The organism is Dysgonomonas gadei ATCC BAA-286, assembly GCF_000213555.1.
GTDB lineage: Bacteria > Bacteroidota > Bacteroidia > Bacteroidales > Dysgonomonadaceae > Dysgonomonas > Dysgonomonas gadei.
Genome location: NZ_GL891981.1, coordinates 173,450 through 195,219, shown reverse-complemented (window position 1 = coordinate 195,219; position 21,770 = coordinate 173,450). Strand labels below are relative to the sequence as shown.

General features: G+C 41.4%; 15 protein-coding genes. 6 read left to right on the top strand and 9 right to left on the bottom strand.

Translation table 11 applies throughout. The features are described from left to right. Positions 1-40: 40 nt before the first annotated feature. From HMPREF9455_RS07475 to HMPREF9455_RS07435, 9 genes are all read right to left on the bottom strand, one after another. A complete protein-coding gene (locus tag HMPREF9455_RS07475; protein ID WP_006799033.1) occupies positions 41-1,426 on the bottom strand; it encodes a peptidylprolyl isomerase in 1,386 nt (461 codons plus the stop codon). Between the two features lie 81 nt (positions 1,427-1,507). After that, positions 1,508-2,374 carry a peptidylprolyl isomerase gene (locus tag HMPREF9455_RS07470; RefSeq protein ID WP_006799032.1) on the bottom strand — a complete coding sequence of 289 codons (867 nt, stop codon included), beginning with the start codon at positions 2,372-2,374 and terminating at the stop codon, positions 1,508-1,510. Further along, positions 2,371-4,386, bottom strand: coding sequence for a peptidylprolyl isomerase (locus HMPREF9455_RS07465; protein ID WP_006799031.1), 2,016 nt, complete (start codon positions 4,384-4,386; stop codon positions 2,371-2,373). Before HMPREF9455_RS07465 ends, HMPREF9455_RS07470 begins: the two co-directional genes overlap by 4 nt. 145 nt (positions 4,387-4,531) lie before the next feature. Then, positions 4,532-6,007 (bottom strand): IMP dehydrogenase, encoded by a 1,476-nt coding sequence (guaB, locus tag HMPREF9455_RS07460; protein WP_006799030.1) that lies wholly within the window; start codon positions 6,005-6,007, stop codon positions 4,532-4,534. A gap of 151 nt (positions 6,008-6,158) precedes the next feature. Then, positions 6,159-6,812, bottom strand: a complete 654-nt coding sequence (locus HMPREF9455_RS07455) for a hypothetical protein (protein WP_006799029.1) — start codon at positions 6,810-6,812, stop codon at positions 6,159-6,161. A 244-nt stretch (positions 6,813-7,056) separates the two neighbouring features. After that, on the bottom strand, positions 7,057-8,100 hold the full coding sequence (locus HMPREF9455_RS07450; protein WP_006799028.1) for an EFR1 family ferrodoxin: 1,044 nt from the start codon (positions 8,098-8,100) through the stop codon (positions 7,057-7,059). A gap of 11 nt (positions 8,101-8,111) precedes the next feature. Further along, entirely contained in the window at positions 8,112-9,344 is a 1,233-nt protein-coding gene (locus HMPREF9455_RS07445; RefSeq protein ID WP_006799027.1) for a peroxiredoxin family protein, read from the bottom strand. Between the two features lie 120 nt (positions 9,345-9,464). Continuing rightward, entirely contained in the window at positions 9,465-11,006 is a 1,542-nt protein-coding gene (locus HMPREF9455_RS07440) for a SusD/RagB family nutrient-binding outer membrane lipoprotein (protein WP_006799026.1), read from the bottom strand. Positions 11,007-11,113: 107 nt separating this feature from the next. Continuing rightward, entirely contained in the window at positions 11,114-14,311 is a 3,198-nt protein-coding gene (locus HMPREF9455_RS07435; protein WP_006799025.1) for a SusC/RagA family TonB-linked outer membrane protein, read from the bottom strand. 448 nt (positions 14,312-14,759) lie between these two features. On the opposite strand from HMPREF9455_RS07435, the gene HMPREF9455_RS07430 reads away from it, so the two are divergent. The 6 genes from HMPREF9455_RS07430 to HMPREF9455_RS07405 all read left to right on the top strand — a co-directional run bounded on the left by HMPREF9455_RS07430 (position 14,760) and on the right by HMPREF9455_RS07405 (position 21,764). Next, the gene (locus HMPREF9455_RS07430; RefSeq protein ID WP_006799024.1) at positions 14,760-15,770 is read left to right on the top strand and encodes a Gfo/Idh/MocA family protein; all 1,011 of its coding nucleotides are present in this window, start codon (positions 14,760-14,762) and stop codon (positions 15,768-15,770) included. 338 nt (positions 15,771-16,108) lie between these two features. After that, positions 16,109-16,597, top strand: coding sequence for a DoxX family membrane protein (locus tag HMPREF9455_RS07425; protein WP_006799023.1), 489 nt, complete (start codon positions 16,109-16,111; stop codon positions 16,595-16,597). Positions 16,598-16,617: 20 nt separating this feature from the next. Continuing rightward, entirely contained in the window at positions 16,618-18,315 is a 1,698-nt protein-coding gene (locus tag HMPREF9455_RS07420; protein WP_006799022.1) for a Gfo/Idh/MocA family protein, read from the top strand. Between the two features lie 69 nt (positions 18,316-18,384). Continuing rightward, on the top strand, positions 18,385-19,857 hold the full coding sequence (locus tag HMPREF9455_RS07415; RefSeq protein WP_006799021.1) for a Gfo/Idh/MocA family protein: 1,473 nt from the start codon (positions 18,385-18,387) through the stop codon (positions 19,855-19,857). Between the two features lie 32 nt (positions 19,858-19,889). Continuing rightward, the gene (locus HMPREF9455_RS07410) at positions 19,890-20,774 is read left to right on the top strand and encodes a 3-keto-disaccharide hydrolase (RefSeq protein ID WP_006799020.1); all 885 of its coding nucleotides are present in this window, start codon (positions 19,890-19,892) and stop codon (positions 20,772-20,774) included. Positions 20,775-20,876: 102 nt separating this feature from the next. Further along, positions 20,877-21,764, top strand: a complete 888-nt coding sequence (locus HMPREF9455_RS07405; RefSeq protein WP_006799019.1) for a sugar phosphate isomerase/epimerase family protein — start codon at positions 20,877-20,879, stop codon at positions 21,762-21,764. Positions 21,765-21,770: the final 6 nt, after the last annotated feature.

The window sequence follows — 21,770 nt, the reverse complement described above, 5'->3', positions numbered from 1 at the left end:
ATTTTATAAGTTTATTGAACACGTTTTATTTAATATAGGTTTATTTAACCTTATTAGTAGTATCGTCTTTGAGCCATCCTGAATATTGGAAATCGCAATTCCGCCAGTTTTCATCTATGAAAACGTATGTACCCTTGATTTTAGTTTGGAGCCATTTACGAAGTATATCCTCTTGTTTATGCGCTTCTACTATTTCTTTCAGGGCCTGATAGTCATCGGATACATTAGCTACATGTCCTTCGGTACGGCTTCTGAGTTTTACGATGGCTACTACTTCTTTCCCGTTATCTGTCTTCATTCTGAACGGAGCCGATACTTCTCCTACTTTCAACTTATCCACAGCGATAGCTACAGCCGGAGGAAGTTCTTCTTTCAGGAAGCGTGGTGTGCCATAGTTTGCACTTTCCTTACGGTTAACCATTAATCCGTTATTCTTTCGGGTGTCTTTGTCGAATGATAGCACCGTTGCATCTTCGAATGTAAATTTGTTTTGTTTTATATCCTTGGTGATGGAATCCATTTTGGCAATTGCTTTTTCGAATTCAGCTTCCGGCACTTTCGGACGAAGCAGAATATGACGCACGTTTATCAGGTCACCTCTGCGTTCGATCAACTGGATAATATGGAATCCATATTCGGTCTCTACTATATTGGATACTTTTTTAGGATCGTTCAGCGAAAAAGCCATATTGGAGAATTCCGTAACCCAACTGGCACGTCCGCTGAATCCGGTTTCTCCTCCGTTCTGGGCAGAACCATCTTCGGAGTACATAATAGCCAGTGTGGAGAAGCTTTCCCCTGCATTTACCCTGTTGGTAAAATCTCTAAGGCGTTCTTTTACTTTATCTATTTCAGCCAGAGGAACTATCGGTTCATTTGTGATTATCTGTACTTCTACGGTAGTGGGTATATATGGTAAGCTATCCTGTGGCAATTGGGCATAGTACCTTCTTACCTCCGACGGAGTCAGGCTACTCTTTTTTCCTACCAGTTTTTTCTTGACTTCCGATACCAGATAGCCGTTGCGGATTTCTTCTCTCCATTCTTCGCGCAACTGGCTCATCGAAGCCTGAAGATATTCTTCTACTTTTTCTTTGGAACCCAGATTAGCAATAACCATGTTTTCCTGACGGGTTACTCCTCTGGACACCTCTGCTGTAGGCACATCTATACTGTCTATCTTGGCCTGGTCGAGAAACAGTTTTTGTACAGCCAGCTGTTCGGGTATCAGGCAATATGGGTCACCTTCGATACGTTCGCCCCTCGACAGCATCATCTGCCGGGCTTTTTCTACATCCGACTTTAGTATAGCTTCGTCTCCTACTACCCAGATTATCTGGTCGATGATATTGTCCTGAGCCTTACACAAAAGCCCCGAACTTAATAGTATTGCTAATAAAATAAATTTTCCGGCCTGTTTTACCATTTGTATGTTCAATTAAAAAATCGCGTAAATATAGTGATAATGTATTACTTTTTCTCTTAACGTAAAAAAAGAAGTTATATTCTATTTATTATAAAACTTAATTTCTTCATCCGAAACGGCTTTGTCATACAAGTCTTTTTTCACCTGCTGCAAATAATCAGCCTTCTTTTGTTCCATATACATTTCGGATAGTTGCCCTTTCACATAGTCATACGGGGCTTCACTTCCGGTCAGTTCGTACTCTTTGATATTCAATAGATATACAAAAGATGAGTCGCGCAATTCCAGATTCTTGTTCCTCTGAAGAAATATTTTTTCATCAGTAACGGCAGGTGGCATATTCTCCAGTACATCTACCAGTCCTACCCATTTGTCATAAAAATATTCGTAAGCCACTGCATTCTGCAATGTATTCTTTTCAATATTTTCTATCGCAGCATCATTTCCTTGTTTATACCATTTCTGAAAATTAGCCAGCTGTTTTGAATTTACAGGGATTTTCAGATACAGCCCCTTAATAATATTGTCTTCCAGCTTGAATTTGTCCTTATTCTGCTCATAGTATGCTTTGAGTTCATTTTCCGAAACGGATTTTGAAAAATACTCTTTCAGCAATTGTTCCTGATATGAACTTGTTATCAGTGACTTTTTGTAGCCTTCGACCAACTCGTCTATATCTTTCTTGTTTATAATGTTTTGCAGGGCCTTGTTATATATCAACTGGTCGTTTACCCACATATCGATATAAGACTTGACTGCGGCAGTGCTGTCTTCGGCAGAAAGGCCAATAGGAATAACTTCGTCCAGATCGGCCTGATAAAGCGTTTTATCTCCCACGGTAACAATCGGATTTAAAGCCCGGTCGGCATCAGCTGCCCCGCTTCCGCTACAGGAAAACGCTACGAAAACCATAAAAAACAGATGTAAGCAGATAAGGATCTTTTTCATTGTTTCAAATTTAATGCCGACTTGTTAATTTCTACTTTGTATTTATTTTGGAGGTAAGCAGCCCACTCTTTTTCGAGTTTTTCCTGATAATCCAGCTCCACTGCATAACGGACATCTGTGTAGTCCTCAGGTGTATCTATAAACTTTCCGGTCACAAAGAAATACGGATATCCGTTGAATGGGGGAGGTGTAGCACCTTCATATATTTTATTGTCTACATATGCGTTGCCACCTTTTATCCATAGTCCCGGCTCTATTTTGACTCGTATAGAATCCTTGTTCAACGTATCATCTATCTCTTTGATAAAAGCTTCGCGGGATTTTACCTTTTTAGAGGCAGCTTCGGCTTTCTTGAGTATATCCCCACTCTTTGCGTATACCACCATACCTTTATATCTCGGGCCATCCAATGAGTATTTCACTTTGTTTTTGTCGAAGCAAGCTGCTAAACCTTCCGTATCTGTCTTTGAGCGCTCCCACACATTTTTATTTTGCACGTCATAATATAACAGACCATCGGAAAACTCATTTACTATGCGGGCAAAGTCAGGAAATCTTTTGTCCAGCGTATTTTCTTCATAATCGGAGAGCAGAAGTGCCTGAAATCCTTCAAAATATTCGTTGAGTATATCCGACGACAGACTATAAGGAGAGGCTTCTTCAATCTGCATAATTGTAATGTCATTCGTATCTTTTATTCTTTCTTTCTGCCTGTAATTAATATACTTGGCAAATTCACGAACCGGATATGCCCTTTGTCCGTCTATATCGAACAGAATATCGTCACCGTTCTTTATCATTTTCAGAAACACAGAATCACGAGGGGAGACGGTTTCTGTTATTTCATATAATTTGGAGTAAGCCTCTTTATTGACTGTAACATTAAAGTAGCTTTTCAGACTGCGTCTTTTCTCATCGCTAAGTTCCTGCACTTTATCACTTCTCAGGATTCTTTCCCGCAACTGATTTCTCATTACATCAAGACTCTCTGTCGGTATTTTCCGCAACAGCCTTATAATGTGGTAGCCATAGTTTGACATCACCGGCTTACTTATATCTCCAGCCTTTTCCAGACTGAAAGCCGCCATAGTAAAATCCATAGGCAGGTTCGAATCCAGTTTTATAATACCAAAGTAGCATCCGTTAGTTTCCATTTTGTGAACTTTGGAAAATAAGTCGCAAAGAGACTGGTAATCTGCCGGAGACTTGATGTTTTTATATTCTCTCCACGCAACCTTACCCACACTGTCTATCTGCTGTTGTGACGGAGGCAGATGTGAAAAGTTAAATACGACTTGTTCTATTTCTACGGCTCCCATTGCCGGGCGTCTGTTCAGTACTTGCACAATATGATATCCCCGGGCTGCACGTATAGGCATACTCACCTCGTTCAGCGGCAGGCTGTATATGGCATCTTCTACTTTGGCGGCAAACATGAAAGGAGATACCCAGCCTATATATCCGTTGCGGGATTCGGCACGAGGATAGAACATCGCACCCGAACGCAGGGTACTCAGCTCAGTTCCGGTGAATCCGCCTTTCAGTATTTTAGCTCTGGCTTCCATTGCCTTCTTATACATCCTCAGAGTATCGGCAGGCAATACTATTTCTTTATTGTCGAAAGGGAACATAACATGGTTGATCTCCACATTTTCCTTCATCCTCTTATATATTTTCTCTATATATTCGTCTTCATAGTCGGTATTATTCATATATTGCTGAGCCATCTGCGACCTGTAGGACGAGAGCTGCCGCTGGTAAGATGCCGTTGTATCTAATTGCTGGGCTTTAGCTTCAGTTACATTCAACTTAAAGTTTATATATGAATTTACGAAGTCGCCAAAGTCCTGTTTGGTTTCGGCATTAGCATTTCCCTTTTTGTAGGCGTACTCAACCTCTGACTTATACACAGGTACTCCATCTATTGTGAATACAACAGTATCGTCCTGTTGTGCAAGTATACCTAATGTTGTAAGTAGTGCGAAGAATAATAAAGAGTGCTTTTTTATCATATAAGTAAGCTATGTAATAATAAACCAGAGACAAAGATACAAGAAATATAGGCTTATAATGTTTTAAAATATTCTAAAATAAAAACTCTGTATGTTTTTTGAACATACAGAGCCTTAATTTATTTCAGAATTTATGCGATCGAATTTATTCTCCGCGGCTATAATTAGGCGCTTCGCTTGTTATCGCCACATCGTGCGGATGGCTTTCAGCTACTCCGGCATTTGTGATGCGCGTAAATTTAGCGTTATGCAGCGCGTCTATGTTATTAGCTCCACAATAACCCATCCCTGCGCGTAAACCGCCAGTCATCTGGTAAACAACTTCGAACAATGAGCCTTTGAATGGCACACGGGCAGCAATACCTTCAGGTACAAGTTTCTTTATATCGGCTTCCATATCCTGGAAATAGCGGTCTTTCGAGCCTTTTTCCATTGCTTCGAGAGAGCCCATTCCACGGTACGATTTGAATTTACGTCCGTTGAATATGATAGTTTCGCCTGGAGACTCTTCCACTCCGGCAAGTAACGAGCCCATCATTACCGAATAACCTCCGGCAGCCAAAGCTTTCACTATATCTCCCGAATAACGCAGACCTCCGTCGGCAATCAACGGAATACCTGTTCCTTTCAGCGCTTTAGCAACATCGTAGATAGCTGATAGCTGTGGAACACCGATTCCTGCTACTACACGTGTAGTACAGATAGAACCCGGGCCAATACCGACTTTCACAGCATCTGCTCCTGCATCTACCAGATATCTGGCTGCTTCGCCAGTGGCGATGTTGCCCACTACTACGTCTATGCCGGGATAGGCTGTTTTTACTCTTTTCAGCATATCGGCTACCCCTTTCGAGTGTCCGTGCGCGGTGTCTATAACAATGGCGTCTACTCCCGCTTCGACCAATGCTGCTACACGGTCGAGCGTATCATATGTCACGCCCACTCCGGCAGCGACACGCAAACGCCCGTGTTCGTCTTTGCATGCGAACGGTTTATCTTTAGCTTTAGTTATGTCTTTGTATGTAATCAGTCCGATCAGTCTGTTTTCGGAATCTACTACAGGCAGTTTCTCTATTTTGTGTTGTTGCAGAATGTCTGCCGCAGCTTCCAGATCGGTGCTTTGGCGTGTAGTGATAATCCTGTCTTTGGTCATCACATCATCTATCAACTGGTTCATATCGCGACGGAAACGCAGGTCGCGATTGGTAACAATACCCACAAGATAATTATTGGCATCCACAACAGGGATACCTCCGATTTTGAATTCGGCCATCATAGCCAACGCCTGACCTACTGTTTTGTCCCGAAGAATGCTTACAGGATTCGATATCATACCATTTTCGGCACGCTTTACGAATCTTACCTGTTGGGCCTGGGCTTCGATCGACATATTTTTGTGTATAACGCCAATACCCCCTTCACGGGCAATCGCAATAGCCAGTTTAGCCTCTGTGACTGTGTCCATAGCTGCCGAAACGATTGGGATATTTAATTTGATATTGCGTGAGAAACTTGTCGAGAGATCGACTTCGCGTGGGAGAACTTCTGAATATGCGGGGATCAACAATACATCGTCGAATGTCAATCCATCCATGACTACTTTATCTGCAATAAAAGACATATATAAAAGAGCTTTTGAAATTTATTGCGTGCAAATATAGTCATTTTTTGCCAAACAGAGTTTCTTTTTGATTAAAAAAGATGTGGATTTGCCAAAAGTTTTTAGAATCAGTTAAAAATTTAACAATTAAGCGTTAATTCAGCCTGATTTGTTAATCCGTCAATATTTTGCCGGAATGTTTCAATATGAATTGTTTTATTGCTTCATCTATTGATTTATCGGAAACATAGTCAGGAGCCTGTGCCTTAAGTTGGTTGAAAACCGTATTGTATTCTTCTGTGTTTTTGAAAGACTGGTATTGTTTTTTCTTAAAGTTGTTCAGTTCTTTTTTGTTTAGTTTTCGTTCCTTAATAATGGTTCCGTCTTTTATTTCCAGAAGTATATAGTTTTTGGGGGAATCTCCGTTCTTAATACCCTCTTCGGGGATTTCTCCTGCAAGCATCAGACCCGACACCCATCCTGCTTTTGTCCGGGTTGTATTTGGAAACAGTGAAGCATATGCGTTCTCCCTTTTTATTTGCATATCTTCCATATAATATTTCTGTATTGCCGTCACATAAAGCTGGTTGTTCTCGATCTGGAATGTTCCTATATAACCCTGTCTCATCCCGGTAGACACAAAAACTTCGCTATCAAAAGTAGTTTCGGTATGATCCGCTTTGTTAACAAAGAAATGTGATAAGAATTTACTTTCTACAATACTGTATTCTTTCCCATTATATAGTAACTTATCAGGAGTATATACACTGGCCGACAGATTAGAGTATACTGCTAACAGGAGGATGAGCAAAAGCTGTTTTTTCATTGAAGATACCGGTTAATAATAAAAATATATGGGTTCAAAATTAGATATTTATTTCGAAATCATAGTGCAGAATACTTTATTTTTATCATTCCAGGATTCATTTATCTATATGTAAAAGCAGTTACAAGTTACTTCGCCCTACGGGCAGTTACCCTTTATTTTGTTTCACGCAAAGGCGCAAAGTTTTTACATATTATAAGTTGATGACTGTTTACTAAAAATACTGTTACTTTTGTTACCTTTTTTATTCGTTATCCTTCCATTTATTATCAGGGATAGATTTGTACCGTCCCCAGAATCTATAACGGGTTAATGAGGAATATGAAATAAGTTTTCCAATCCATTTTATCCTGAGCAGAAGATGCTGTAATCTATACAGGGCGAACAGTAACAACATGAAGACAGATGTGAAAACGGCTGATTTTATAAAGCCGGATTGGATATCGTTTGATATAAAATGGTGTATAAGATAAGATGAAGCAAATGATGCAGCCAATGAGACAATCAGAAACAATCCGTGCGCGGTTTCAATTGCTTTCTTGGGGCATTCGTTCATACATTTCATACAGCTTTCGCACCTAGATGTCCAAAAGGGATGACTTTTTATATTTTCGATTGCCTTCACCGGGCATTTCTTTATACATAAGCCGCAGTTATCGCAAGCGGGAGAAGCGTAGAATGATTTTGCGAGGGCAAACCGTCCGACAAGGTAATAAGCCAATGCAACAGGAGATATAAGAGCATCCTGCACGATGTCCTTATCGGATGCAAAGTCTGGTTTACCGGATAATATCCTTTGGCAGTGCTTCTCGAGGCGGACATAATTTTTCTGATGCAGAAACTTTACCGATTTGTCACTCAATGCCGGATGAATGGATAGCCAGTTTGAAGGCATATCAAAAGGAATTTGCCCTGTGATATGGTATCCTTTTTGCTTAAGGATGAAGGAGGAAACCATAAAGGCTATCCCTGTAAGACCGGGAGTAACGAAACGGCCGATTCGAAGTCCGGCTCTGGTATTCATCAACACCACTTTGTTTTCTCCTTTTGGAAAACGGCGGATGAAATCGAGGGTTATTTTGGGATAATTAAAGCCGTGGATGGGCGATATGATTACAATCAAAGTCTCCGCTTCCGGCTCCTGCAGATGAGTGTCGGCTTTTGTGATATCTGTAAGCCGACAATCGATATTGCTTTTAGCTGCAAACTCAGAAAACCACAATGCTACTCGTCGGGCATTACCTGTACCCGAAAAGTAAAACACATGTGCTTTCCTGAGTTTGTCCATGACAGGGATGATTATTTTTCTGCGAGGAGTTCGTCTATTACTTTGTTGAAGTCTTGTTTGAACTCTTCGTAAAACAACCCTGTAGCCGGCCCGTTAAAGCCGGTATGTATCTTGCGGACTTTGCCCTTCTTGTCGATAAAAATGGTAGTAGGGTAGCCCATTATTTTGCTTACCTGAGGCAGGGCTTTGGCCGTTGCATCATCACCCAGCTTGCCTGCGAATAAGATATCATATGTGGTATCATAGCGTTTTACCAAACGCGAAAGAACGGTCTTTACGTATTCGGGATCGTCTTTCCGCTCAAAGGACAAACCTATGATCTCCACGCCGCGATCTTTGTTTTCTTTATACCAAGGTGAAAGATATTCCATCTCGTCGAGGCAATTGGGACACCAGCTGCCAAGTATTGAGATAATGACCACTTTGTCTTTGAATTTAGGATCGGATAACGAGACGTTGTTTCCTTCGATATCGGGGAAGGTAAAGTCGAGACGGTCGAAACCTTTTTTCATATACGCAAGACTGTATGGGTCGGCGAGTGCCGCCTCAGCATTACGTTTACCAATGAGCTTAGTTACACCTCTTGTGGTGTAAAACTCTCCGGTGAAATTGTCGTTGCCTTCAAACTTACCCTTGATCAGGTAGGGACTTAACCCGGCAAAGGCCGAGAATTGGAAGCCATCGTTAGTCAACGCCCCTTCAAGATAGCGAAGGTCTCCGGCATTGGTAAGGATGGAACCCGTAAGGATATCTCCGTCCTGATTGAAGATGCCGACATTGCGAGCCGTGTCGCCTTTCTGGCTTATAAATTGGATATCCCATTTTCCGGCAAGAGAGGCTGTCGCCGGAGCAGTTGCTTTTTCGAATCGGGGAGCATCGGTTTTCGCCGCGGAGAAAGGCACTCCTTCATCGCCACCTTCGACAAAGAGTTTTATAAATCGTCCGTCGAATTTCCCATCACTGACAACACCTCTTAATTCAGCATCATAAGCTTCGATGGGTATGATTACTGTATCTGAAGAATAGCGGACACCCTTGAGTGGTACGCGTTCAGCTCCGTTAATCAGGTATACTGTAGCCGAATCTGTAGCGGCATTTGCTACATCGAAGAGGAACGGGAGTTTCTGATCAAATACAGAGAACTCGCCGCGCCATTTGCCATCGGTCAGTTTGTTGTTTACTACCTTGTTGCATGAGGCCAGAGAGATGAGCCCGGCCAGGCTTGCTATTATATATTTCTTCATACGCTAAAAAATTAGTCCTGACCATCTTTGCCTTGTCTGAATTTGCGGTAGATCTTATGGGAGTAATTACACCACGTTTTCGTGACAATGACAAAGAATGTATCAGGACAAAAATACATACTAGTTTCTAAATATCCATGGCTTTGTTTCTATTTTGTCATTACCCTGTACAGATAATGCTTGCTGATAACTAGCCTTGTTTACGTTTTGTTCTTTAGTAGGATAATACAAACGGCTTGGAACAGTACCATCACCAAAGAGAGGATCGAAGCGATATGTCACGGCTACGTCTTCTATCTCGCCTTGGAATACGACATCGCCTTCTTGTATGAGGAAGTCAGGATATCCTGTGCGACGATATTCACTCCATGCTTCCAGTCCCTGCATGTATAGTGCGATGTATTTCTGGGTTAGTACATTCTTTTGGTTAGCCGCAGGCACTTCTTGCAGATAGACTCCAGCCTTATCGCTTGCTACACCCCACTTCTCGAGGGAAGCGCGTATTCCGGCTTCATAGTCGATTTGGCTCCAGTTGTTGTATTCTGATGTAAGGAAAGCTACTTCGGCGTATTCCATTAGTACTTCGCCATAGTTTGCAGCATTGACCGTTGCTCCCGGCAAACTGACGTCGTCAGCAGAGAATTTTCCCGCCTGATCGTTTGCCAGTCCGTATGGAAGCCCGACATAAGTTTTCGTATTGGTCGCAGGCAATGCATATGCTGATAAACGAGGGTCGGCTACAGGGAGTGCAGGGTTGCTGCCTTTTAGCAGGTCGACAAGTACATGGGATACGGCAAAGTCTTTTCGGTTAGCTGTTACAGTTGCCCTGTAGAGAGGAGCTTCGTTCGGCGATGCACCTGAGTACTTGAATACGGCATTCTCCAGATTGCTGGTAAATACGCCTTTGTTCAATGCATCTTCGAAATGGGATTTGTACAACGCATTGTTCTTTACTTTCAGGCGGGTGGCGAGACGCAACCGGAGCGAATTGGCGAACTTTCCCCATTTTGCATTGCTGCCTGCATAAATAATGTCAGCGTTACCAAATGTGGTTTCGTTCTGATATTTGATAAGCGTGTCTCCGGCAGCTTTTAGCTCATTCAGCAGGTCGGTATAAATCTTTTCCTGTGGGGCATATGCAGGAGTTATATTTTCAGGGTTCTGTTGCAGCGCCTGAAAATCGGCGTCCTTGTTGCCATAAGACTGATAAGGTATATTTCCGAATACGTCAGTCAATGCATAGAATGCATAGCTCTTGAGTACACGGCTGATAGCTATCTGGGTTACATTACGCCCTACACCGTTTGCAGCGGCAACGTCTTTTGTGGTAGGGTCGGTATTGAGTCTTATTATTTCTTCCAGATTGTTCAATGTTTTATAGAGCCCTTTCCAATAATCGTCCGAGTAGGTAAACGGAATATCGTATCGGGACTGCGTTGTATAGGTGTTCTGTGCAAAATACTGCACAAACAGCATTGAGCCTCTCAATGATACTTGTTCGCTGCGCAGGTTATCTACCAGTAATTTCTCGGAAGAAGTGATCAAAGATGTAGTAGGCACAGATGATGGGCGGTTGGGGTCTACATTGATATCATCTACGCAAGAAGCGGATAATAACAATGATGTGAAAGCACCTAGTATATATAGCTTATTTATTTTCATAATCGGTTTATTTTTTTTAACTAAAACAGAGCGTTTAATGATACATTGTTCTAACATAATTTTCTGTTGCATTTGAACTTAGTAAAGTAATAAACAGGTCTGTGACCTTAAAATTTGAAGCCAAGGTTTAGACCGTATGTTACCGGAGTAGGGATGTTCCCTCCTTCTATACCCTGTACATTACCACTACTATTTGTCAGTTCCGGGTCTATGTCTTTGCTCTTCGTGTAGATGTTCCACAGATTGCGGGCATAGGCTGTTACGCTGACGCTCTCGATTCTCCATTTCGGGAGTTTGAATGTGTAGCCGAATGTCAGTTCTCGCAGTTTGATGAATGTCGCATCAAATACGGTATAGGCTGTAGGCCCATTGTATTGGTTTTGTGCCCACGCCTGAGCGGTTATGTTCTTAGAGTTCTGAGCTGTATTGCTTACGCTATATGTACCATCGGCATTGAATACGACATCTCCTGTAACGCCATCAAGGACAGTACCTGTCTCGCGGATATTATTGGCAGCTGTAGATTCCAGTATACCGGAATACATACCCACTTTGTAGGTTTGGGAGAAGAACTTACCTCCAACTCGCGAGTCGATAAGGAAACCAAACGTGAAGTCTTTATATCTTAGCTGATTCTGGAAACTCCACAAGAAGTCAGGTAAGACGCTTCCTAGTGGAACAAGCTGGTCTGTACGTGTGTACACACCATCTTTGTTCACTACTTTTTGCCCGTCTGGAGCATACACAAAGTCATATCCCATTATCTGTCCGTAGCTGTCTCCTTCTTTGGCTACTAATGATACTAGAGTGTTGCTCAACTGTAGCGTATTTACAGCATCAGATAGTTTGATAATCTTATTGCTATTCTTAGAGAAGTTTGCAATCGCTGTCCAGTCCCAGTTTTTCTGTCTTATGGGGTTCACTGTCAATGTAGCCTCAATGCCCTTGTTGTTAATCTTTCCGGCATTGATCAGTTTGTAATTGTAACCGAATGCATCGGAAGTTGGTAATGGAATGATTTGGTTGCGGCTATTATTGTCATAATATGTAACATCAATTCCTAACAGGTTGTTGAACAGTTGCAATTGCAATCCCGCTTCCCACGAGGATGTTATTTCCGGCTTCAACTCAGGATTGTTCAGCGTCTCTGGCAGTGTGTAAGCTATATTACCATTGAATGAATTCAGGGCTTCGTAGGTCTTGTACAGTTGATAAGGGTCTGTATCGTTACCTACCTGTGCCCAGCCTAAACGCACTTTAGCGAATGACAGCCAGCTTTGCTCTTTCAGGGTTGGTAACTCGGTCAGGATGAAAGACGATGTAATGGATGGATAAAGGAACGAGTTGTTATCTTCGGGTAATGTTGATGACCAGTCGTTACGCAATGTTCCGTCCAGATACAACATGCTTTTCCATCCGTAAGAGAAGCTACCGTAGATTGACGATATGGCTTTCTTGTACAATCCGGTTGCTGGGTTCACAACAATAGAAGCTGCATTTTTCAGACTGTAATATTCAGGGATGGCAAGTCCTCCCGAAGTTTGAATATCGCTTACGCGTCTGTTGCGTCTCATATAGTTAGCTCCGGCATTTGCTACCAGTGAGTGATCTCCCCAGCGGTTGTTAGTTGTAGCCAGAAACTCATAGTTAAACTCATCGAACTTCTGCGAATACTCCTGATATTGAGATTGTGAACGGGAGTAGTAAGCTATCCTGTCTTGAGAATTGTATTGGTATACATCGCCATTGATTCGTCCTGTCAGGTTCAACCATGTTGTAGGGGTTAGTGTAAAACCTACATTTCCGTAAAAGCGATCTCTGTTTTCTTTCAGATAACTTTCATATGCCGACCAGTAGGGGTTATCGATATATTTGGTTTTTTCTCCGGCAGCAGTATTCTCCCAGCTTGTCCTGTTCCATGCACGGGGTGTCCCATCTGCTCTTTTATATTCTTTCAACTTTTGATAGTCTACCTGTACTTGTCCCCATTGGTATGCTTCAAGTATGATATTACGGTTCGAAGCTCCTGTCCATGGACGTCCTGTCGATTTATTGTTTATATAATTTATGTTTCCGAAGAATGATACAAGGGAGCCTTTGGTACTACCCGATAGATTTATAGAGTTACGTCCTAAAGATGAGTTCGGGATAGTCCCTTTTACATTCTTGTTTGTAACTGATATACGAAAAGTACCTGTTGCTGTATTCTTTGACAGGGCAATATTATTTGTATTCGATACCCCTGTACGGAAATAGTCCTCTACATCGTGCTTTGGATAAACCCATGGTTGCGGGTTCAAATAATCGGCTGTATATTCAGGATCGAGGTTGTACCAGTGTAATACAGGTGTTCCGTCCAGTTTTGGGCCCCAACTTTCATCAGCCGCGTAATCCACTATATTATATTCCTTTCCGTCGATAGTAGCCTTTTGGAAAGTAGTACTGTATCCCCCACCATATAGTTTCTGGCGCTCAGGGAGCCTGACTACTTTTTCGAACTCAATACCGGTATTCACCTGTATATCTATACGGTCATCGTTCCTATTTCCTTTTTTTGTAGTGATGAGAATTACCCCGTTAGCCGCACGTGTGCCGTAAAGGGCTGCTGCCGACGGGCCTTTCAGCACACTGATGTCCGCGATGTCGTCAGGGTTGATATCCTGAATTGTGCTACCCACATCTTTTCCTGCACTACCATTTATAGTAGCAGATGTATTCATGTCTGTATTGTCTAACGGCACGCCATCTATTATGTATAATGGCTGATTGTTTCCCGTAATAGAGTTTATACCCCGCAAAGTCACCCTGGACGATCCGCCCATGTTCCCTCCGCTGGAAATAACCTGTAATCCGGCTATCTTACCCGACAATGCGCTCAAAGCATTGGTAGGCCTTGTTTCCAATGCCTGCCCGGATACTCCCTGAACAGCATAGCCGAGCGCTTTCTTTTCACGGGGAATATTTAATGAAGTGATAACTACTTCGTCCAATTCTGTAGCCTGTTCTTTCAGCACTACATTTATAGGTGCATTTGTCAATACTTTTGCTTCATGTGTCTCGAATCCCAAAAAGGAAAAGACTATAGTTTCATTTCTCTGTGCTGAAATGGAATAATAACCATCTTCATTCGTCAGTGTACCGGTCCGGAGATTACCTTTAATCTGAACAGTAACCCCCGGAAGCTCCAAGCCTGTAGCATCAGTAACACGTCCTTTGATGACAAACTCTTCATTTGTTTGTGCAGAAAGTAGTATTGTAAAGACATTTAACAATAGTAATAATTTTATTTTTCTCAATTCTAACATAGTTTTTATAGTTTACTCGAACATTATTATAGATGTAATAAATATCTCACTGTTAAAAACAGATAATATTTATCACAAAAGTATAACGACTATGTTGTCTGTGAAATCCCTTTTATGTGGTATTTATATACCTAAAACATGGTATTGCGACGTCCGTTTATCTCTTTTGGACCCCCTATGGGGGTCCTTGCTAAAAAAATACTCCTCTTGAGAGACACCTGAAGAGTTATAAAAAGGCAACAACCAAGGGTTGCAGGAGCGAAGCGTATGTAAAAGTTGCACTATTTATTACTTTTTTTAAGATCTAAATTCAACATAGCAAAGAACCATAATCCGGAGGTTGAGGGTACTGGCTTCTCATTATAGATAAAATTTTCTAAATTCGCTTACATATTTTGTTCTTCATTTTCATTATTCTTACATTTGTAACAACAGAACCAACTGATTTATGACATTAAGTAGCCCACAGCCTAAAATCCGTTTCGGAGTGATAGGCACTAATTTCATTGTAGACAAAGTTTTGGAAGGTGCTAGTTTCGATTCCCGCTTCGAATTGGCAGCGATATACTCACGTACACAGGAAAAAGCCGATGAATTCGCCCGTAAGCATAATGTTCCGCATACATTTACGTCTTTGGAAGCAATGGCTGCGAGTCCGTTAATCAATGCCGTATATATTGCCTCCCCGAACTCGTTGCATGCTTCGCAGAGCATTTTGTTTATGCAGCACGGAAAGCACGTTTTGTGTGAAAAACCTTTTGCGTCCAATGCTAAAGAGGTGAAAACCATGATAGCTGCAGCCCGGGAAAATAATGTCACACTTATGGAGGCTATGAAACCCAGCCTTACCCCCAACTTCAAGGCTCTGAAAAACCATATCGAAGAGATAGGGACTATCAGAAGGTACTTTTCTTGTTATTGCCAGTATTCATCACGTTACGACAAGTTGAAAGAAGGAATAGTAATGAATGCTTTCGACCCTGCACTTTCAAACGGCGCCGTAATGGATTTGGGAGTATATACTATATTTCCGATGGTTGTTTTATTTGGCCGCCCTTTAAAAATAAGTGCCACAGGACTGAAGTTGTCTACCGGAGCAGACGGACAAGGGGCAGTGAATTTTGAATATGAGGGGATGAATGCTACCGTACTTTATTCCAAAATCGCTGATTCGGCCTTACCGACGGAGATACAGGGTGAAGATGGAACAATAACGGCGGATAGGATAAATATTATAAACAAAGTCTCGCTTAAAAACAGAAACGGAGAAGAGAAGATAATTAGTTCTCCGGATGTAATACATGAATATTATTACGAAGTGGCCGAATTCATTAATTTAATTCAGGAAGGAAAATGCGAGTCGCAGATTAATAGCCATGAAAACTCTCTTATAACCATAGAAATAGTAGATGAAATAAGAAAACAGCTGGGAGTTAAATATCCTGCTGATGACAAATAAGTATACATTTGTGCCAAATATCTGGCATTTGTTTTTGTAAAAGTCAGATTAAGATGATTTTAATTTTTTTAGAAAACTTTTTTTAACAATAATAAATTATTATTCACTCAAAATATTCATAGCTTTATTCCGCATTTAGTAAGTAAGATTTCATGGACTGTTGAGTTTGCCCATACAGGGGATTGAACTTACTGTGAACAAGAACCTTAAGAAGAATAAAACCATGTTATACTTTGATTATTATTGCATCAGGAGATTAGTGTGTAAATTTTATTGCGAAAATAAAATCTAAATTTTAAACAATATTAAACGAAACAATTTATTTATTAACTTAATCCATGAACGAACAGACATCTTACTCACGCGCCCAGACGTTTTGGCTGGTAATACTACGGCTACTAATCGGATGGCATTTCTTATACGAGGGAATCGTAAAAATTCTAAATTCGGGCTGGTCAGCCTATCCTTACCTGATGGACTCTCAGGGATTTTTTGCTGAATATTTTCATAATTTAGCCTCAGACCCGGGCTTTTTAGCGGTATCCAACTATATTAATATATATGGATTAACACTAATCGGATTAGGACTGATATTGGGATGTTTCTCACGCGTTGCTTCCGTCGGAGGTATCGTATTCCTTGCACTATATTATCTTTCACACCCACCTTTTATCGGAGCCACTTATATGATGCCTACCGAAGGATCTTATCTCTGGATAGATAAAAATATGATTGAAATGGGAGCATTGATGGTGCTGATCTATTTCCCTACCTCCCAAATTATTGGTTTGGACCGATACATCAATAAATTATTTAAACGCAAATAAAGCTAACATACTATAAAATTATGACACCCGAAGACAGAATTGTCCCTGAGGATAACGATAAAAAGAACGAAAAAAAAGCATCCGATAATAATCCGTTACCGGAATCCCAAGGCAGGCGTAATGCCCTAAAAGCACTGGCTACGACTCCCGTTTTAGGAGCTTTGGCGTATGGTGTATACAAAAAACAAAAATATACCAAAACACTCAATGACGTAAGTGATGTATTTAAGCTAAGTAGTGAAACGGCGTCGATACCCGATTTAAAACCTAATGGAGAGCAAATCCGTATAGGTGTGATCGGCTACGGAGGCAGAGGAAAATATTTGCTTCGGGCTGCCGGATTTGCCACACCCCAGCATCTGCAAGGTTGGATAGATGATGCCAAGAAAAATAAAAAAGACACCCGATATAAAGACTTTAAAGAACAGGAAGACCTGAATATCGTATTTGCCGGAATATGTGATATCTTCGATACATTCGCGGAAGAAGGTATGGCTGCCGGAGCAAACATTTACAGGGAAGGAGTCGGAGGTAAAATGGGCACTGCTCCAAAGCGTTACCGCCACTATAAAGAGATGCTTGCCGATAAAGATATAGATGCTGTTATTATTGCAACACCTGACCACTGGCACAGTACCATGGTGATGGATGCTGCTAAAGCCGGAAAACATGTATATGTAGAAAAACCTCTCTCGTGGACAGTACCTGAAACATATATGGTAAGGGATATTGTCAAGGAAACAGGTATTGTTTTTCAGCTGGGTCACCAGGGACGTCAGATAGACTGTTACCACAAAGCAAAAGAAATAATAGACAAAGGACTCTTAGGGCCAATCAGCCTGATCGAAGTATGTACCAACAGAAACGATCCTAACGGAGCATGGGTATATGACATTCATCCGGATGCCAACCCTCAGACCATAGACTGGAAACAGTACGAAGGAGACCCTGAAAGGATTAAGGAATATATGGATTATATGACTAAATATAATCTGCTTAAATATGTAGGCCCTGAAGCCAGAGATAAATTCAGCCTCGAACGTTTCTTCCGCTGGCGTTGCTGGTGGGATTACAGTACAGGGCTTAGCGGAGACTTGCTGACGCATGAATATGACGCTATTAATCAGCTCATGGGTGTAGGCATCCCTCACTCCGCTACATCGTCGGGTGGCGTTTACTTCTTCAAAGATGGACGAACCGTTCCCGATGTATTGCAAACCACATTCGAATTCCCTGAAAAGAACCTGACAATGCTCTACAGTGCCACTTTGGCCAGTAGCCGCAACAGAGGCAAAGTAATCATGGGACACGATGCATCGATGGAAGTAGGTGATACACTGACTGTGAAGATCGACAGCGGTTCTACCAGATATAAAGAAAAACTCGAAAAAGGGATTATCAAACCCGATGTACCATTCTATACATATGTTCCCGGTAAAAACAATGTGGACGCAATAACATCAGCTACCGAGATGTATTTTGCCCAACGCGGACTATTATATTCTTATCTGGGAGGAAAACGTTACGATACCACATTCCTTCATGTAAGGGAATGGATAGAATGTATCCGTAACCGGAATAATAAACCGTCATGTGATATAAACGCGGCATTCGAAGAAGCGATTACAGCACATATGGGAACACGTGCTTATCTTGAAGGGCGTACCATGTACTGGGACAAAGACAAGGAGGAAATCGTCAGAGGAGAAATTAGCTGACAATCAATTTTTAAAGGACATTAAATCTATAATAATTAACAATTATTACACCTAAAAACAGAAAAACTTATGGCATCAGACATTTCAAGGAGAAAATTCCTGAGTACCGGAGCTAAAGCTGCTATCGGTCTGACAATTATCCCAAGCACCGTTTTGGGTAAAAACTTCGGGCATGTTGCACCGAGCGACAAATTAAACATTGCCGCTGTGGGTATCGGAGGTATGGGACATGCTAATATCAAACAAGTAGAAAAAACAGAAAACATCGTAGCTCTTTGCGACGTGGACTGGAGATATGCGAAAGGCGTATTCGACAGATTCCCTGATGCAAAAAAATACTGGGATTTCCGCAAGATGTATGACGAAATGGGCAAATCCATCGACGCTGTTATTGTAGCTACAGCCGACCATACACATGCTATTGTTTCTGCCGACGCAATGACAATGGGCAAACACGTTTATTGCCAGAAACCATTGACTCATACAGTATATGAGTCTCGATTACTTACCAATCTTGCTAAAAAACATAAGGTAGCAACACAGATGGGTAACCAAGGATCTTCTGCCGAAGGAGTAAACCTTGTTTGCGAATGGATATGGAATGGAGAGATAGGTGAAATCACAAAAGTGGAAGCCTTTACAGACCGTCCGATCTGGCCACAAGGGTTGAATGCACCTGAAAAGGTAGACAAAATACCTAGCACATTGAACTGGGATTTGTTTACAGGACCAGCTAAGATGCGTCCTTACAATGCATTGTATACTCCTTGGAACTGGCGTGGCTGGTGGGATTATGGTACAGGTGCATTAGGAGACATGGCTTGTCATATCCTTCACCCTGTATTTAAGGGGTTGAAACTGGGTTATCCTACAAGTGCACAAGGATCTTCCACAATGTTGCTACAGGACTGCGCACCTCAGGCACAGTATGTAAAACTTGTGTTCCCGGCTCGCGACAATATGCCTAAGGTATCTATGCCGGAGGTTGAAGTACACTGGTATGATGGCGGTTTGAAACCAAATTTGCCAGCAGGATGGCCTGATGGAAAGAATATGAATGATGCCGGTGGCGGTGTTATATTCCACGGAACTAAAGACACATTGATTTGCGGATGTTATGGTGTAAATCCATGGTTGCTTTCGGGCCGCAAACCTAATGCGCCTAAAGTTTGCCGTCGTGTAGAAACTTCTCACGAAATGGACTGGGTACGTGCTTGTAAAGAAGATGCTTCCAGCCGCGTGTTGACTGCTTCTGACTTTAGCGAAGCAGGGCCTTTCAACGAAATGGTAGTAATGGGTGTACTTGCCGTACGCTTACAAAACCTGAATAAGGAATTGCGTTGGGATGGACAGAACATGAAGTTCACCAATATCAACCCGAATGAAGAGATCAGAATTTTGAAGAAAGACGACTTCAAGATTGTCGATGGTGACCCTAAATTCAATAAGATATGGACAGATCCGATCAATGCACAGTCATTTGCTCAGGAACTGATCAAACATACATATCGTGATGGCTGGAAATTGCCGGATATGCCATAATGCAGAATTGTTAAATTAAACCGTATAAAGAAATGAAGAAAATTGTTTACAGTCTAGGTTGTCTTATGATAGCAGGAGCAATGATTGCTTGCGGAGGCGCCAAAAAAGATGCACAAAATGCAGGTGAAAATGCTGATTCTGTTAAAACAGCAGAAAATGCTGCCCCTCAGTATACTGTAGTAGAAAAGCCACAGATAGATCTTTCAAAACTTGCAAAAGATAAAGACGGATTTATCACTATTTTCGATGGTAAAACATTCGAAGGTTGGCGCGGTTATGGAAAAGATAACGTTCCTGGAAAATGGACTATCGACCAGGGTGCTATCAAGTTCAACGGAACAGGTGGTGGCGAAGCTCAGGATAAAGAAGGCGGAGACATCATTTTTGCTCATAAGTTCAAAAACTTCGAGTTGACTTTCGATTGGAAAGTAGCAAAAGGCAGCAACTCCGGAGTATTCTTCCTGGCTCAGGAAATTGAAACAACAAATGATAAAGGTGAAAAGAGAATGGAACCTATCTATATCTCATCTCCTGAATATCAAATATTGGACAATGCCAACCACCCTGATGCTAAAATGGGTAAAGACAACAATCGTCAGTCTGCATCCCTTTATGACATGATTCCTGCTGTACCTCAAAACTCTAAGCCTTTTGGTGAGTGGAACACAGGTAAGATTATGGTATATAAAGGAACTGTTGTTCACGGACAGAACGGTGAAAATGTAGTTGAATACCATTTGTGGACTCCTCAATGGACAGAATTGTTGCAGGCAAGTAAATTCAGTCAGGAAAAATGGCCTTTGGCTTTCGAATTACTGAACAATCTTGGTGGGGCTAACAGAGAAGGTTATATCGGATTCCAGGATCATGGAGATGATGTTTGGTTCCGTAATATCAAAATTAAGATCCTTGATTAATAAATCAGGTAACTAATTTTTTCTATTAAAATAATGTCAAATCCATCGAAGGAACATATCCTTCATGGATTTGACTTTTAAATATAATCTTATTTTATTAGCATGAAAATAACAACATTTTTTATAGCTGTCCTCCTACTGATGATCTCTTGTTCTCCAAAAGCGGAAACAGTGACTCAACAGGCTCCTCCGAAGAAAGATATAGCCCTGCAATTATACTCCCTTAGGGATGATATTTCCAAAGACTATGCCGGAACAATAAAGAAAGCCGGGGAAATGGGATTTACTGCTGTTGAAGCAGCCAACTACGGTGATGGTAAATTTTATGGAAAAACGCCGGAAGAATTCAAAGCCGATATAGAGGCTGCGGGAATGAAAGTATTATCTTCCCATACCGGCCGGGGCCTTAACGAGAAAGAACTGGCATCTAAAGATTTTACAGAAGCGATGAAATGGTGGGATCAGTGTATTGCCGCACATAAAGCTGCCGGGATGAAATACATTGTTACCCCGTCTATGGAAACGCCTAAGACACTGAAGGATTTACAGACCTATTGTGAATACTATAATGAAATAGGAAAGAAATGTAAGGAAAACGGCATGTTGTACGGATATCACAATCATGACTTCGAACTTAGAAATAAAATAGAAGACAAAGTGATGTATGACTATATGATAGAAAATACAAATCCTGAATACGTTTTCTTCGAAATGGATGTATATTGGGTAGTGAGAGGCGGAAAAAGCCCTGTGGACTATTTCAATAAATACAAAAACCGTTTCGCTTTGCTTCATATCAAAGATAATAAAGAACTGGGACAGAGCGGTATGGTGGGATTTGACGCCATCTTCAATAATACAGATGCAGCAGGAACAAAACATCTGGTTGTAGAAGTGGAACAGTATAACTTCACTCCTTTCGAAAGTGTGAAAAAGAGTTTGGAGTATTTACTGAATTGCCCGTTGGTAAAAGAAAGCTACAACAAATAAAGTATA

Excerpts from the sequence above, each read along its gene's own strand:
- HMPREF9455_RS07425 (WP_006799023.1), top strand. The coding sequence starts at position 16,109 with ATGAACGAACAGACATCTTACTCACGCGCCCAGACGTTTTGGCTGGTA.
- HMPREF9455_RS07445 (WP_006799027.1), bottom strand. The coding sequence starts at position 9,344 with ATGAAGAAATATATAATAGCAAGCCTGGCCGGGCTCATCTCTCTGGCC.
- HMPREF9455_RS07455 (WP_006799029.1), bottom strand. The coding sequence starts at position 6,812 with ATGAAAAAACAGCTTTTGCTCATCCTCCTGTTAGCAGTATACTCTAAT.
- HMPREF9455_RS07415 (WP_006799021.1), top strand. The coding sequence starts at position 18,385 with ATGGCATCAGACATTTCAAGGAGAAAATTCCTGAGTACCGGAGCTAAA.
- HMPREF9455_RS07435 (WP_006799025.1), bottom strand. The coding sequence starts at position 14,311 with ATGTTAGAATTGAGAAAAATAAAATTATTACTATTGTTAAATGTCTTT.
- HMPREF9455_RS07410 (WP_006799020.1), top strand. The coding sequence starts at position 19,890 with ATGAAGAAAATTGTTTACAGTCTAGGTTGTCTTATGATAGCAGGAGCA.
- HMPREF9455_RS07450 (WP_006799028.1), bottom strand. The coding sequence starts at position 8,100 with ATGGACAAACTCAGGAAAGCACATGTGTTTTACTTTTCGGGTACAGGT.
- HMPREF9455_RS07470 (WP_006799032.1), bottom strand. The coding sequence starts at position 2,374 with ATGAAAAAGATCCTTATCTGCTTACATCTGTTTTTTATGGTTTTCGTA.
- HMPREF9455_RS07430 (WP_006799024.1), top strand. The coding sequence starts at position 14,760 with ATGACATTAAGTAGCCCACAGCCTAAAATCCGTTTCGGAGTGATAGGC.
- HMPREF9455_RS07405 (WP_006799019.1), top strand. The coding sequence starts at position 20,877 with ATGAAAATAACAACATTTTTTATAGCTGTCCTCCTACTGATGATCTCT.
- HMPREF9455_RS07440 (WP_006799026.1), bottom strand. The coding sequence starts at position 11,006 with ATGAAAATAAATAAGCTATATATACTAGGTGCTTTCACATCATTGTTA.
- HMPREF9455_RS07465 (WP_006799031.1), bottom strand. The coding sequence starts at position 4,386 with ATGATAAAAAAGCACTCTTTATTATTCTTCGCACTACTTACAACATTA.
- HMPREF9455_RS07420 (WP_006799022.1), top strand. The coding sequence starts at position 16,618 with ATGACACCCGAAGACAGAATTGTCCCTGAGGATAACGATAAAAAGAAC.
- HMPREF9455_RS07475 (WP_006799033.1), bottom strand. The coding sequence starts at position 1,426 with ATGGTAAAACAGGCCGGAAAATTTATTTTATTAGCAATACTATTAAGT.
- guaB (WP_006799030.1), bottom strand. The coding sequence starts at position 6,007 with ATGTCTTTTATTGCAGATAAAGTAGTCATGGATGGATTGACATTCGAC.